12 protein-coding genes and 1 pseudogene are annotated in these 14915 nt (G+C 50.2%); 7 read left to right on the top strand and 6 right to left on the bottom strand.

Annotated elements, in window-relative coordinates:
• Positions 1 to 50: 50 nt before the first annotated feature.
• From M3087_RS00675 to nhaA, 3 genes are all read left to right on the top strand, one after another.
• Complete coding sequence (locus M3087_RS00675; RefSeq protein WP_249093012.1) at positions 51 to 797, top strand: ATP-binding protein; 747 nt, start codon at positions 51 to 53, stop codon at positions 795 to 797.
• Between the two features lie 5 nt (positions 798 to 802).
• Positions 803 to 1171 carry a DMT family protein gene (locus M3087_RS00670; protein WP_022383440.1) on the top strand — a complete coding sequence of 123 codons (369 nt, stop codon included), beginning with the start codon at positions 803 to 805 and terminating at the stop codon, positions 1169 to 1171.
• Positions 1172 to 1262: 91 nt separating this feature from the next.
• On the top strand, positions 1263 to 2597 hold the full coding sequence (gene nhaA, locus M3087_RS00665) for a Na+/H+ antiporter NhaA (protein WP_249093010.1): 1335 nt from the start codon (positions 1263 to 1265) through the stop codon (positions 2595 to 2597).
• 257 nt (positions 2598 to 2854) lie between these two features.
• Here the strand turns inward: nhaA and M3087_RS00660 are convergent, their stop codons facing one another.
• The 5 genes from M3087_RS00660 to M3087_RS00640 all read right to left on the bottom strand — a co-directional run bounded on the left by M3087_RS00660 (position 2855) and on the right by M3087_RS00640 (position 7891).
• The gene (locus M3087_RS00660) at positions 2855 to 3106 is read right to left on the bottom strand and encodes a hypothetical protein (RefSeq protein WP_249093008.1); all 252 of its coding nucleotides are present in this window, start codon (positions 3104 to 3106) and stop codon (positions 2855 to 2857) included.
• Positions 3106 to 4794 (bottom strand): energy-dependent translational throttle protein EttA, encoded by a 1689-nt coding sequence (ettA, locus tag M3087_RS00655; protein ID WP_249093005.1) that lies wholly within the window; start codon positions 4792 to 4794, stop codon positions 3106 to 3108. Before ettA ends, M3087_RS00660 begins: the two co-directional genes overlap by 1 nt.
• A 72-nt stretch (positions 4795 to 4866) precedes the next feature.
• Positions 4867 to 6063 (bottom strand): threonine ammonia-lyase, encoded by a 1197-nt coding sequence (ilvA, locus tag M3087_RS00650; RefSeq protein WP_022383444.1) that lies wholly within the window; start codon positions 6061 to 6063, stop codon positions 4867 to 4869.
• A 12-nt stretch (positions 6064 to 6075) separates the two neighbouring features.
• Entirely contained in the window at positions 6076 to 6939 is an 864-nt protein-coding gene (locus M3087_RS14395; protein ID WP_410796767.1) for a DUF3078 domain-containing protein, read from the bottom strand.
• A 622-nt stretch (positions 6940 to 7561) separates the two neighbouring features.
• Positions 7562 to 7891 (bottom strand): MGMT family protein, encoded by a 330-nt coding sequence (locus M3087_RS00640; RefSeq protein ID WP_249093002.1) that lies wholly within the window; start codon positions 7889 to 7891, stop codon positions 7562 to 7564.
• A 754-nt stretch (positions 7892 to 8645) separates the two neighbouring features.
• Between M3087_RS00640 and M3087_RS00635 the strand changes: the two genes are divergently transcribed.
• The 4 genes and pseudogenes from M3087_RS00635 (at position 8646) to M3087_RS00620 (ending at position 12680) form a co-directional block, all read left to right on the top strand.
• Positions 8646 to 9182, top strand: a complete 537-nt coding sequence (locus tag M3087_RS00635) for an NUDIX hydrolase (protein ID WP_249093000.1) — start codon at positions 8646 to 8648, stop codon at positions 9180 to 9182.
• A gap of 53 nt (positions 9183 to 9235) precedes the next feature.
• Complete coding sequence (locus M3087_RS00630; protein ID WP_317236686.1) at positions 9236 to 10087, top strand: fimbrillin family protein; 852 nt, start codon at positions 9236 to 9238, stop codon at positions 10085 to 10087.
• 216 nt (positions 10088 to 10303) lie between these two features.
• Positions 10304 to 11533 (top strand): annotated as a pseudogene (locus M3087_RS00625) (tyrosine-type recombinase/integrase).
• Between the two features lie 25 nt (positions 11534 to 11558).
• Positions 11559 to 12680, top strand: a complete 1122-nt coding sequence (locus tag M3087_RS00620; protein ID WP_249092998.1) for a YhcG family protein — start codon at positions 11559 to 11561, stop codon at positions 12678 to 12680.
• A gap of 160 nt (positions 12681 to 12840) precedes the next feature.
• On the opposite strand, the gene M3087_RS00615 is transcribed toward M3087_RS00620, so the two are convergent.
• Positions 12841 to 14856 carry a KUP/HAK/KT family potassium transporter gene (locus M3087_RS00615; RefSeq protein ID WP_018710110.1) on the bottom strand — a complete coding sequence of 672 codons (2016 nt, stop codon included), beginning with the start codon at positions 14854 to 14856 and terminating at the stop codon, positions 12841 to 12843.
• Positions 14857 to 14915: the final 59 nt, after the last annotated feature.

Here is a 14915-nt window from a genome sequence, read left to right as displayed (position 1 = left end):
TGCCCATTTTTAAAGAGAGCCGTGACTGGCTCAGACGATGAATACTCTTTATGGCACTACTGACAACTGAAGACAAACTCCTGCGCCGCATCAACCAGCGTTTTGCCAAGGGCGTGGTGAAGTATGGATTGATTGAAGATGATGACAAGATTCTCGTGGGACTGTCGGGAGGAAAAGACTCCATGGCGCTGCTTGAACTGCTGGCGTTGCGCTCGCGCATCCACAAGCCGCGTTTCTCGCTCATGGCGGTTCATGTCGGTATGACGAACATTGCCTACCGCGCTGACCTGGATTATCTGAAGGCGTACAGTGAAGGGTTGGGAGTCCCCTTTGTCCATTATGAGACTTCGTTTGACCCCTCGACCGACACGCGCAAGTCTCCCTGCTTCCTTTGTTCGTGGAACCGGCGCAAGGCACTCTTTACCGTAGCCAAGGAGCACGGATGCAACAAGATTGCCCTGGGACATCACATGGACGACATCCTTCAGACTCTGCTGATGAACATCACCTTCCAGGGCGCATTCAGCAGCATGCCGCCCAAGCTGGTGATGCACAAGTTCGACATGACCCTCATTCGTCCGCTCTGTCTGGTGCACGAAGCCGACCTGGAGGAACTGGCTGCCTTGCGGGGCTACCGGAAACAGGTGAAGAACTGTCCCTATGAAACCGCCTCCAACCGGGCGCGGATGAAGGACGTCCTTCGTCGGCTGGAGGAACTGAATCCTGAAGCCCGTTACAGCCTGTGGGGCAGCATGACCAATGTACAAGAAGAACTTTTACCCTCTAAAATAGATTAACTGATATGACAGGCGTTTACACGATCCTACTGTTGATTGTTTCAAACATCTTCATGACCTTCGCTTGGTATGGACATTTGAAACTTCAGGAAATGAAGGTCATTTCCAACTGGCCGCTCTACGGCGTCATTCTTTTCTCCTGGTTTATTGCTTTGGCGGAATATTCGTGTCAGATTCCGGCGAACCGCATCGGCTATGTGGGCAACGGGGGACCTTTCTCCCTGCTGCAGCTGAAGGTAATCCAGGAGGTCATCACCCTCATTATCTTCACGGTCTTTACGACGGTCTTCTTCAAGGGAGAAGCGTTGCATTGGAATCATGCGGCGGCTTTCCTCTGTCTGGTGATGGCAGTCTATCTGGTATTCATGAAGTGAAGCAGCAACCCTTTCCGGCAGCTGCCCGTCTTCCCCGCTGAACGTCTGACCTGAAAAAACAAATACGACAATGAACATGAACAATCCGATTATGAAAACTTTCGATTACTCATTCCTGAGTTTCCTGAAACACCGCGTCAACGGTGGTATGGTGCTGATGATTGTTGCCGTGCTTGCCATGGTAGTTGCCAACTCTCCCTGGGCGGATGCCTATCATGCCTTCTGGAGTCACCCTGTCTCGTTGCAGGTAGGCAGTTTCAACCTGTTCAGCCATCACGGAGAGCCGCTCACGTTGATGGCGTTCATCAATGACGCCCTGATGGCGGTCTTCTTTTTCTCCGTCGGACTGGAAATCAAGCGCGAGGTGCTGGTGGGTGAGCTCTCCAGCCTTCGCCAGGCTCTGTTGCCCATCATTGCCGCTGTGGGTGGTATGTTGATTCCCGTGCTGCTCTATTTTGCTCTGACGGCGGGTACACCGGCAGCCGACGGTCTGGCCATCCCCATGGCAACGGACATCGCTTTCTCGCTGGGAGTGCTCAGCCTTTTCGGAAAGCGTGTCCCGCTCAGCCTGAAAATCTTCCTGACTGCCTTTGCGGTAGTTGACGACATTGGCGGCATCCTGGTGATTGCTTTCGGCTATACCTCTCATCTCGATGTGGCTTATCTGCTGGGTGCACTGGGAGTGTTGCTGTTGCTGGCGGTTGCCAACCGGATGCGGGTCATGTCGCGGACGTTCTACTGTTGGGCGGGCATTGTGGTGTGGTACCTGTTCCTGCAGTCAGGTGTACATGCGACGATTGCCGGCGTACTGGTCGCCTTCACCATCCCCTCCATACCGTGCCTGAATGTGAAGAAGTACATCGCGCGCATCCGTGAGAACGTAGCCGAGTTCCCCCATTTCGACAAGAGCAGCATCCTGCTCACTCCCAATCAGATTGATATCCTGAAGAGCATCGAGTCGGCTTCCGACCGGGTCATCTCTCCCCTCCAGTTCATGGAAGACCGCATGCACGGCATGGTCAACTATCTCATCATGCCGCTCTTTGCCTTTGCCAATGCCGGAATCACCCTGTCGGGGGCGGAAGGAGCTGTTGCAGGTCCGGTGACCTATGCCATCGTCATCGGTCTGGTGCTGGGAAAGTCCGTCGGCATCTACCTGTTCACCTGGCTGGCCGTACGCAGCCGTGTGACGGCTCTGCCGCAAGGGATGAACTGGCAGAATGTGGCAGGTGTGTCGCTGTTGGGCGGTATCGGATTCACCGTCTCGCTTTTCATTGCCAACTTGTCCTTCGGGGAGACCGACGAGGTCCTGCTCAACCAGGCAAAGCTTGGCGTGTTGGTCGGCACCGTACTGGCCGGTGTGCTGGGCTACGTCGTGCTGCGGTATGTCCTGCCAAAGCAAGAAGGTGCGTCAGCGGGAACATGAGATTCCTGTTGACACACCTTCGTCAGATGCAGTACCGGGAGTATTGCCCGGACTATCCCGTACATGTATTCCGTCCAAGTGACGGATAGATGAGGCAAAGTATTATACTTAGGCAGGCTAAGTATAATACTTAGACCCCCTAAGTATTATACTTTGGTCGGTCTAAGCCGTACATGTACCGGCATGAATCCGTACTTGTCGGAGCAATAAGTGCTGCTTCCGTTGCGGACCCTCCGGCTACTCTGCCGTATGACGGGTCAGGAGGCAGCCGGATGGTCCGTCAGCAAATGCCGGAACTCGTCGAACTCCTCCACCATGGGGCGGAACAGCGGGTTCTCCCAATGCAATGCCAGCGTATGCACCATGGCATCGATGTAGACGCGGCAATCGGGGATGCTGTGTGAGACATTGACCCGTACCGTCTCCTTCGGGTAGTCTCCCTTGTCGAGCCGCTCCTGTCCCCATTGCAGAAGCCCGTCGATAAATTCCTTGGTTATCTTTTCTTCCATCAGTCTTCCATCAGTTTGCGGTAACGGATGCGCTTCGGCTCTTCCTTGCCGAGACGTTTCATCTTGTTCTCTTCGTATTCGGAATAGGAGCCCTCGAAGTAGAACACTTTGGAGTCGCCCTCAAATGCCAGGATGTGTGTACAGATACGGTCGAGAAACCAGCGGTCGTGGCTGATGACTACCGCACATCCGGCAAACTCCTCCAGACCTTCTTCCAGGGCACGCAGGGTGTTCACGTCAATGTCATTGGTCGGCTCGTCGAGCAGGAGCACGTTGCCCTCTTCCTTCAGCGCCATGGCAAGGTGGAGTCGGTTCCGCTCGCCACCTGACAGCACGCCGCAGAGCTTTTCCTGGTCTGCACCGGAGAAGTTGAAGCGCGACAGGTAGGCACGTGCATTCACGTCACGGTTGCCCATGCGTATCAGTTCGTTGCCTCCGCTGATGACCTGGTAGACGCTCTTGTTGGGGTCGATGTCCTTGTGTTGCTGGTCCACATAGGCGAGCTTGACGGTTTCTCCCACTTCGAACGTTCCCGCGTCAGGGGTTTCCAGTCCCATGATGAGGCGGAAGAGGGTAGTCTTTCCGGCTCCGTTCGGACCAATCACGCCGACGATGCCGTTAGGCGGAAGGCTGAACTCCAGGTTGTCGAACAGCAGCTTGTCGCCATAAGCCTTGCGCATGCCGTGGGCTTCGATGACCTTGTTTCCCAGACGCGGACCGTTGGGGATGAAGATTTCGAGCTTCTCTTCCTTCTCCTTCTGGTCCTCATTGAGGAGCTTGTCGTACGAGTTCAGACGGGCTTTTCCCTTCGCCTGACGTGCCTTGGGTGCCATGCGTACCCATTCCAGCTCGCGTTCCAGGGTCTTGCGGCGTTTGCTGGCAGTCTTTTCCTCCAGTTCCATGCGCCGTGTCTTCTGTTCCAGCCAGCTGGAGTAGTTACCCTTCCAGGGGATGCCTTCGCCACGGTCGAGCTCCAGTATCCAGCCCGCCACGTCGTCGAGGAAGTAGCGGTCGTGTGTCACGGCGATGACGGTTCCCTCGTATTGCTGCAGGTGCTGCTCCAGCCAGTCGATGGATTCGGCATCGAGGTGGTTGGTCGGCTCGTCCAGCAGGAGGATGTCAGGCTTCTGCAACAGCAGACGGCACAGGGCGACACGACGACGCTCTCCTCCTGAGAGGTTGGCGACCGGCTGGTCTTCAGGTGGACAGCGCAGGGCATCCATGGCACGCTCCAGCTTGCTGTCGAGGTTCCAGGCGTCGGTGGCATCAATCTTGTCCTGCAGTTCTGCCTGACGGGCAAAGAGCGCGTCCATCTTTTCCGGGTTCTCATAGTACTCCGGCAAGCCGAACTTGTTGTTGATTTCTTCATACTCCGTGAGTACGTCCACGATGGGCTGCACTCCCTCCATGACCACTTCCTTCACGGTCTTCGTGTTGTCCAGCTGCGGTTCCTGGGGCAGGTAGCCCACGCTGTAGCCCGGTGAGAAGACCACTTCGCCCTGGTAGCTCTTGTCCAGTCCGGCAATGATTTTGAGCAACGTGGACTTTCCGGAACCGTTCAGACCGATGATGCCGATTTTGGCTCCGTAGAAGAAGGATAGGTAGATGTTCTTTAAAACCTGTTTGTTCTGCTGGAAGGCTTTGCTTACGCCTACCATCGAGAAAATGATTTTTTTATCGTCTGCCATATTGTTGGGTTTTTGAGTTTTTTTGTTTGCAGGTGTTGGGGCGGTCGTGTTGCACCGCTCTTTCGGTTCCCGTCAGTCGAGGATGCGGAAGCCGTCGGCCAGCAGGGCTTTGCGGATTTCCTCCACGTGCTCGGCGTTGCGTGTTTCCATGACGACACGGAGGGTGCAGGCGTTGACGTTGGCATTCTCCCCGTTGCGTTCATGGTGCGACGACAGGATGTTGGCGCCATGCTGGGCGATGACCTGTGCCACGCGCATGAGCTGTCCCGGCTTGTCGATCAGTTCCAGTGTCAGGACGCAGTTCCTGCCGCTCTTTGTCAGACCACGGTTGATGACCCGGCTCAGGATGGTCACGTCGATGTTTCCGCCGCTCACCAGGCAAATGGTCTTTTTCCCTTCGACGGGAACTTTATTGAACATGGCTGCCGCAACCGATACCGCTCCGGCTCCTTCGGCGATGAGCTTCTGCTGTTCCATCAGTGCCAGGATGGCTGCACAGATTTCGTCTTCGCTGACGGTGACGATGCCGTCGACATACTTTTCACACAGATCAAAGGTATGTTCGCCCGGCTCCTTCACGGCGATTCCGTCCGCAATGGTCGAGACGGAAGGCAGGCACTCGATGTGGTGCTTCTCGAAGCTCTGCACCATGCTCGGTGCACCGCTGGCTTGTACGCCATACACTTTCACCGAGGGGTTGAGGCTCTTGATGGCATAGGCGACTCCACTGATCAGGCCACCGCCGCCAATAGGAACAATCACATTGTCGACATCAGGCAATTGTTCGAGCAGTTCCAGACCGATGGTGCCTTGTCCGGCGATGACAAGTTCATCGTCAAAAGGATGTACGAAGGTGTAACCCATTTCGTCGCGCAGTTGCATGGCACGTTGGTAAGCATCGTCGTAGACACCCTTTACCAGGCAGATGTCTGCACCCAGATGCCGGGTGGCTTCCACCTTGCTGATGGGAGCTCCTTCGGGGAGACAGATGAGCGACTTGATGCCGCTGTGTGTGGCAGCCAGTGCGACTCCTTGTGCATGGTTGCCAGCCGAGCATGCGATGACGCCCTTTGCCTTTTCTTCGTCGGTCAGTTGTGAGATTTTGTAGTAGGCACCGCGTACCTTGAACGAGCCTGTCACCTGCAGGTTCTCAGGCTTCAGGTAGATTTCACTCCCCGGGTTGATGGAGGGAGCCTTGATGAGGTCGGTACGGCGGATTACTTCTTTCAATACATAAGATGCTCTGTAAATATTGTCTAATGTCAACATTGTATATGAGGTTTAAAAACTATAACTCAAGCCGAAGCTGAGCAACTCGCTCAACTGGAAGAAGCTGTCGTTATCCTCATCCCGTTCCACCCCGTCATCGAAGCGTGCATGTACGAACAGCTTGGTCGACAGGTAGCGGTTCAGCTGGAAGTTGAAGGTGTTCTCCCATTCGGCTTCCGCACGTTCGTAGGTGGTGAAGTAGGAGAGACGCGTCTCCCAGGTGATGTTGGAGAGGATGGTCCATTTGGAGTTGATCTGCAGGTTCGAACCCAGGTCGTTCTTGGAACGTTTGCCCTCTTCGACTCCGAACTTGGTCTCGTCGACATCATCATCACCCACATACGTCAGTTTGTAGGACAGAGGGGATATGACAGCTGAGAATGTCAGGTTCTTCAGGTTTTTCTTGAAGTCCATACCGAGGTCCACCTTCAGATAGCCCGGAGCCAGGAAGCTGGAGTTCACTTCGTGGCTGTTGGTCTTGTAGTTGCCGAAGATCTGGGTGGAGAGTTCCGTCTGTACGGTGTAGTACCAGGAGGAGAATGCCTTGATGCCGAATTTGGAGGTCAGACGGATCAGGTCGGTATTGGTCTTGTATTTGTGTACGGTGTCGGAGCGTGAGGTGGTAAAGCCCAGTTTCCACTCCAGGCGGTTGTCAAACTGGATGCGTTGCTTGTCATCATAGTTCAGGCTGATGTCCAGTCCCGAGAGCATCGTGTTGTTGCTCTCACCACCTTTGTACCAGTTGCTTGATATGTAGTTCTGTGTGAATTGCAGGGAGGCGCTTGCTGAATGTTTCCAGAAGTTCGGCTTCCGGATGACCAGGTTCTGGTTGACCCCCGGGTCGTTCCAGTTCGGCTCCTTGATCAGGTCGGTCATCCGCTGACGGCGTGGGCTGTCCGGCATGATACCTTCCTTGAACACGCGCTGGGACCTCACTTTGTCTTCTGTCTGGCGGACCAGCGTCGGGTGATTCAGGTAGGTGTAGACCAACGCCTTGTCCATGGCGTGTGCGATGTCTTCATCCTGCTCGATGCGCGCCATGCGGACGGGAAGCAATGCGTCTTCCTGCGTCTCTTCGGTGCTGTCCACCATCAGTGAGTCGGTGAGCTGTCCGTTCATGGCACGCAACACCGTCGAATGATAGACGGTGACCGGGGTAAACAGACGATAATAGATGGGATTGATTTCGACATTTGGCTGGTAAACCCGTCCGGTGGAGTCCGGCAGCCAGTATTGTGCCGTCTTTTTATCCAGATAGTCCGAATAGGCTTTTACCACATTCTTAAAATAGTTCCGGTTGTATCGTTGCCGGGGATTCAACCGTTGGGCTTGCGAAGTGTCAAAGACAAAGAAGAGTAGAAGCCCCCATAATAGTAGTAATCTAATTTTCATAATCACACATGCGTTTACGTTTGATGGGCAAAGGTACGATAAATGGATGGAATTTCCTTATAAAATCACAACGAACCCGCGCTTCCCGTGTCATGTTGCAGGTGTTTCAGTCGGGGTTGTCAACCTCGGTGTTCAGGTCCCATCCGCACCGTTTCAGGTCGACACATCCGTTCGCGCGGAAGAGGACCCCTTCCGCATGCAGCCTGTCGGTCTGTTCGTGCCAGTGCGGAGCCGTTCGTCCCTGACTGTTGACCACACGATGACAGGGCAGGTTGAGTGATGCCGGGACTTCGCCCAGTATGCGTCCCACGAGCCGGGCATGTCGGGGCATTCCTGCCAGCCAGGCTATCTGTCCGTAGTTCATTACTTTTCCCGGTGGTATGGACGCTACGATGGCGTATACGGCTTGTCTGAATGATTCAATATCTGCCTTCATTATTTCCGGTGTTTGAAAAACTGACGGACGAAGATAGGGCCAATTTGTCAAAATGTCAAATGAACCGCTCCACAGTGCCTTCCCTCGCACCAAAATACGGATTGGTGGATTCCGTGGCATTCTCAGGCGATTTGCCAAATACACATTGATACCGATTTTCCTTTGATACCATTCGCATGCACCTTGGAGGACGTATGGAGTTGCCTTTTGATACCTGATATCTGATACACTGGTGCAGGATGCTACCTTCCGATTTATTGACAGCGCCCTTCTTCTGGAGAACGAAACTCACAATTTCTTACTTTCGTTTTCCAAAGATTTGACTTCCGGGCACGAAACAATAGTGTTTGAGGTATGAAACTAATGTGTTTGACGCGTCAAACAATATTGTTTGGCTCGTGAAACAATATTGTTCCGGGCACGTTTTGTCTGTTTTTCGAAAATGAAATGTATAGTTTTCTAAAAACGAAGGCTTAACTTGAGGCGAACGTTAATTTGTTTTAGCATTCCCTCTCCAGTTTACGCCGATTTTGAAAAGTATGAGTTAGCGAAAAGAGGCGATTCCCGAAATAGTGTCAGGCAAATGCCTGAATATGCTTTCTGTTTGACAGGATGTTGGAAATGGGTGGCGGATAGGTTCGTGCTGTTTACTTTTCTTTATTCCTGTAATTACTCCGTGATATACGTTGTATCTTAAAAATAGCTTCAGATTACGGTCAAATCTTTACCTTTGCAGACAAAATTGTCCGTTGCTATGACTACACCACATGATAATAACGAAGAACTCTTTCCCGTTGTCGACGAGGAAGGGAACATCCTCGATGCCGCCACACGCGGTGAGTGCCACAATGGAAGCATGAAGCTTCATCCGGTTGTCCATCTGCATGTGATGAACAGTCAGGGAGAGCTTTTCCTGCAGAAGCGTCCGCTGTGGAAAGATATCCAGCCGGGACGCTGGGATACGTCTGTCGGAGGCCATGTCGACCTGGGAGAAAATGTCGACCGTGCCCTGCGGCGTGAAGCATGCGAAGAACTGGGTATCACGGATTTTGTGCCCGAGCAACTCTACCGCTACGTGTTTGAGTCCTCACGCGAACGCGAACTGGTCTACAGCTTCCGTACGGTGTATGAGGGAGAAATCCGTCCGAGTGAAGAACTGGATGGCGGACGTTTCTGGACCGCCGACGAAATACGTACCAACCTGGGACAGGGAGTGTTCACCCCGAATTTTGAAGATGAATGGAGACGGTTGGAGTCAGCCTTGCAAAAAGATGCTCCCGAGAGGGTGTAAAAATCCATAATGGATTGTATCTTTACAGCATCAACAACCAGCCATTTCAAGTTATGGAGACATTTAAATACATTAGTTGTGTGGTATGCCTGGGGATGTTCCTGGCATGTTCCAATGATGAACCGGTGATAAATGAACCGCCGGTAGTGACACCGAACGAAAAGCCTGCGGAGGCGAAGGACATCATGCTCGCCGTCAACCCCTCTCTTGAAGGGATAAAGACAAGGGCTATTGTGGAAGCGTTCCAAGTCGGACATACGATGGGCGTGTTCGCCACGGACAACGGCGGAGGTGCCGTCAGCTCGAACGTCAGCTTTGCCTATGACGGGAACGAATGGAAGGCGGGTGGCAACGCACCGGTCAAGGGCGACATGAACGTCACGGCGTACTTTCCTTACAGCGCATCGGTGACGGATTGCCGGGAGATTCCCGTAGACCTCACCCGACAGGAGGACTGCCTGTACGGGACGGCAAGGGTGACGAAGCAGGTGCCCACGGCGGCACTCACGATGAAGCATGCCCTGAGCCTTGTGCGTATCAAGGTCATGAAGGACGAATACATGGGACAGGGAAAGGTGGAGAACGTCACCATCTCGGGCATAAGGACCCGGGGACGGCTCGATGCCGCAGACGGCAGCGTGGTCCAGGAAGGGAACGCGGGTAGCATCCCGGCAGGTGGAAACTACCTCCTCAACGACGCATCACCGGTGATGAACGAGGCGGTCGTGTTCCCGACAGTCTCCTGCTACGGCTATACGGTGAGCTTTGACGTGGACGGTCACCGGTGCAGCTACGAGATTCCGGCAAAGCACGAGTGGAAAGCCGGGTATATCTACACCTATACGTTCAACCTGAAGGGTATGTACAACGCCCCGGTACAAAGCATAGAAATCATAGGAAAATAAAAGAATTTATTTTCCTTATTATCAGCTATTTGCATCTTTCTTATTTTCTCCATTTTTGCCATATTTTGCCCATTTTCTGTTATTCAGTACACTTTTAGTACACTTTGAAATTCCATTTTCTTTTGTACCTTTGCAATATCGGAAAACAAAAGAAAATCAATTATTTAGCGTAATCACCCGGTTATGGTACCTAAATCGGGATAAAACCTCTAAACAATGGCAAAGTTAGAAAATAAAACGAAAGAAAACCCAAAATTGGAGCAAAATAAACTGTCGGACGGCAGAATCAGCCTATATCTGGAGTATTATTTGGGTAGAGAGGAAAAGCCCGTGTTGGATGAAAACGGTAATCAGGTGTATTATGAAAGCGGTAAGATGCTGGGAAAGCCGAAGTTCGCCGTCAAGCATCACAGGCGAAAAGAAAACCTCAGTTTGTATCTGATAGAAAAGCCCCGTACTTCTGCGGAACGCCAGCAAAACAAGGAAACATTGGAACTTGCCGTAAGGATACGTGCCGAGCGTGAACAGGAGTTCAAGGAAAGCATGTTGGGCTATCGCCTGAAAAAAGACCGGAACGTGAATTTCTTGGATTATTTTCAAGCCTATATCAATGACTATACCAAGAAAGACATTCGGATGGTGCAAATCGCCCTAAGCCGTTTCAAGGACTTTTTGAAGGAGCATTACCCGATGCACGAGTTCGGCATCAAGCCGGAACTTATCACGAAGGACATGATGGAACAGTTCGTAGCTTATCTGCAATCCCGGAGCGTGGGCGAAGGGGCTAAAAGCATCTTCCAGCGTTTCAAGAAGGTTATCCACTATGCGATTGACCACGATGTGATGCTGAAAGACCCCTGCAAAGGCGTTACCTGCAAGGCGGATAGCCAGATACTACGCAAGGATGTGCTTTCGCCGGAAGAAATCCTGCGGTTGATTGCGTGCCATTATGACAACGAGAACCCCAACGTAAGGCGTGCGTTTATCTTTTGCCTGTATTGTGGCTTGCGCTTCTGTGATGTGAAAGACCTTACCTATAAGAATATCGACTACGCCAACAAGCTGCTAAAATTTGAGCAGAACAAGACCAAAGGTCATTCCGCCAGTAGCGGTGTGGTTATTCCGCTCAATGACGGGCTTCTTTCGCTTGTGGGAGAACCGCCGGCAGACGGTAACAAAGACGCTCTCATCTTCAACCTGCCTTCGTATTAAAGTTGCTGCAAATCCGTCAAGCGTTGGGTGAAAAGAGCCGGGATAGATAAGCACATAAGCTGGCATTGCGCTCGTCACTCATTCGCCGTGAATATCCTCAACAATGGGGCGAACATCAAGACGGTTGCCAGCCTGCTCGGGCATAGCGGACTGAAACATACGGAGAAATACACCCGTGCGGTGGATAAATTGAAAGAGGAAGCGATAAACAGCCTGCCGGAATTAAAGTTTTAACCATAAAAGACTTACCTTTGCAATTATGGACTTTGAAGCATTAGTAAAACATATCAGCACGATACAAAGCACGTTGCAGGCACAAGCCGCACACGCTGTAAACCTCGCTCTGACTGCCCGCAACTGGCTCATGGGCTGCTATATCGTGGAGTTTGAGCAAAACGGTGAAGACCGTGCCGCATACGGCGAGCAACTGTTGAAGAAACTGGAACAGCGGTTGAATGTCAAAGGACTGAACGAGCGCAGGTTTCGTGAGTTCCGGCGGTTGTACCTCGTTTATCCGCAACTGAAAGAGCCTATCGCACAATACATATTGGCAGGAAGCGAAATTCGGCACACACTGTCCGCCGAATTTGCAGACCCAATTCGGCGGTCGCCAACCGCCGAATCTTCTCAATACATTCAATCGGCTCAAAACAAATGGATTACCCCACCCGAAAAGTTATTTAGCCGCCTATCCTCTACCCATTTGAATGTAATTTCACCCATTGATAACCCTGTAAAACGTGCTTTCTACGAAATGGAAGCCATTCGGGGCTGCTGGTCAGTAAAGGAATTGGAGCGGCAAATCAATTCCCTCTATTACGAACGCAGCGGATTATCCCAAAATAAGGAAACCTTGTCTGCCTTGGTGCAGCGGCAAGCCATGCCGCTGCAGCCCAAAGACATTATTAACACGCCCGTTACGTTGGAGTTCTTGGGATTGAACGACCGTGCTTTGGTAACGGAAAACGACTTGGAGCAATCCATTCTCGACAACCTGCAGCACTTTCTGTTGGAAATGGGGCATGGGTTCTGCTTCGAAGCACGCCAAAAGAGAATCCTGATAGACGGGGATTATTTCTTTGCCGACCTCGTGTTTTACCACCGCATTTTGAAATGCCATGTCATCGTGGAATTGAAGATAGACAAGTTCCGCCATGAGTACGCTTCGCAACTGAACCTATACCTTAACTACTTCAAGGCGGAAGTGATGCAGCCCGACGACAATTCGCCTGTCGGCATCCTGCTTTGTACTGAGAAGGGCGACACGTTGGTAAAGTACGCCACTGCCGGATTAGACCCGAATATTTTCGTGCAAAAGTATATGATAGAACTTCCCACTGAAGAGGAAATTAAGAAGTTCATTTCAACTGCAAACTATTAGCAATAAAAAAAACACTACTGGCGAAAAGAAGGAAAGCCATTCTTTCTCTTTTCGCCAGCACGTTTATTACTGCCAACAAGAATAGGTTTAGGTTAGTTTGGATGTATATACAAAAGACAGAACTAAACCGTAAATGCAGACGATAATTATAGCAAGTCACTTATGATACATTCTGTTCTTCCAAGACTATATTAGCATCATTATCGCATTTTTCAGGCTTAATCCGCTCTATACGACGAATATGTTTTGCCCTATTAGCTATAATTAACGGTACACGCTCGACAACAACAACCGATGTGTCAAGCCCCAACGCACTCGGTTCTCCAATGCCTATCTTTCTAATTAAGGCATAAAGGCTCATCAGCAAATTTTGTCGGCGGTTACGGGAATCTTCAGGATAATATATCCGGTGGATAATAATAAAGCGAAAATCACCCGGTATGCCATTCTTATGCAATGAAGGATAAGAGCTTGTTAGTTCTACTTCACCATCCGCAACAAGGTCATCAACTACTTGTCGTAAATAAAGGCTCACGCGCGGTTCTATACGAAAACCTATACGCATGGTTATACTAAACAATGTCCCTTTTATTAATGTGGAACAATTATATTCAAGTGTGTCTGGTGTATCCACAAATTCAAGGTTAATAAGCCAATAATGATCTGCCCGTTTAGGCTGCTTATTAATTATGGAATACAACAATTTATCGTCCACACAACCTTCTTTGTCTGCATGATTCACATAGACAAGATTAGAAGCATATTTGGATATGCTTTCGTCCGCCTTAATATCAGAAATAATGTTGTAGTATTCACTTAACCGTTTGGAAGACATATGTTTTCGACGAATTTTGTTGGCACTTACCCATACAAACATGATAAAACATAATAATCCACCTATTAACAGCGTAAACCAACCTCCGACCATAAATTTGGACAGGTTTGCAGCAAGGAAAATACCTTCAATAACACAATATCCGCCGACAAACAGTATTGATAGAATGCGTGGAATGTTATGCATATGCAAATAGAATCCCAACAACAATGTTGTCATCAACATTGTAATAGTTATGGCAAGTCCATAAGCGGCTTCCATGTGGGTGGAATCTCGAAACAACAATATAGTAAATATTACTCCAATATACATTACAAGGTTTACCATTGGAATAAATGACTGACCTTTTACGTTGGTAGGGTGCTTAATACGCATACGAGGCCAGAAATTCAAGTTCATAGCTTCACTCAATATGGAAAATGAACCGCTTATTAGAGCTTGGCTCGCAACAATAGCTGCCCCGGTAGCCATTGCTATGGAAAACAACAGTATTTCTTGTGGCATGATTGAATAAAATGGGTTCACTGTACCTTCTGCACTTTCCGGATGATGCAATACCCACGCTCCTTGCCCCAAATAATTTAGAATAAGCATCACCTTTACAAATATCCAACTGACCGTAATATTTCGTCTGCCACAGTGCCCTAAATCAGAGTATAAGGCTTCTGCACCAGTGGTACACAAGAAAACGGCACCCAATATCAGAAACCAGTGGGGGGATTCCACTAATAACCGTATGGCATAGTAAGGATTGAATGCCTTGAATACTTGAGGATAGGAAGTCAGACTGATAGCTCCGGCGATTCCAAGAAGCAGGAACCAAAGTAGCATAAATATGCCAAATGACCGTCCTATATTTTCTGTACCAAAACGCTGAACGAAAAATATAATGGTAATAATGGTCAGTGTAATAGGAATCACAGGCAGATGCGGACTGATACTTTCAAGTCCTTCTATGGCAGTTGTGACCGTAATGGCTGGAGTGATAATACCATCAGCAAGCAAAGTGCTCGCACCGATAATGGCAATGATGTAAATCCACCTTCTTCTGTGGCGGCGTAAAAGGGCATAAAGCGCAAGTATGCCACCCTCCCCGTTATTGTCGGCACGGAGAGCCACCAGCACATATTTCACCGTAGTCTGAAGAGTAAGCGTCCATATGATACAAGACAATGCGCCTAAAACATAATTTTCATCAAGAGCTTCTCCAGTATGAATGATGGCTTTCATAACATAGAGTGGCGATGTTCCAATGTCACCAAAAACAATACCCAATGTGATGAGTAACCCGGCAAATCCAAGTTTATGTTGAATATTGCCTTCTTTTGATAGGTTTGCCATAAAAAGTAGTTTTTTGTTCTACATATATTTGTTTTCCTTTCAAGCGGCGCAAATATAAA

The sequence above is a fragment of the Mediterranea sp. ET5 genome (assembly GCF_023337025.1).
In the GTDB taxonomy this organism is placed as follows: domain Bacteria; phylum Bacteroidota; class Bacteroidia; order Bacteroidales; family Bacteroidaceae; genus Phocaeicola_A.
Note: the sequence above shows the minus strand (reverse complement) of the source record. Positions and strands in the feature narration are given on the sequence as shown.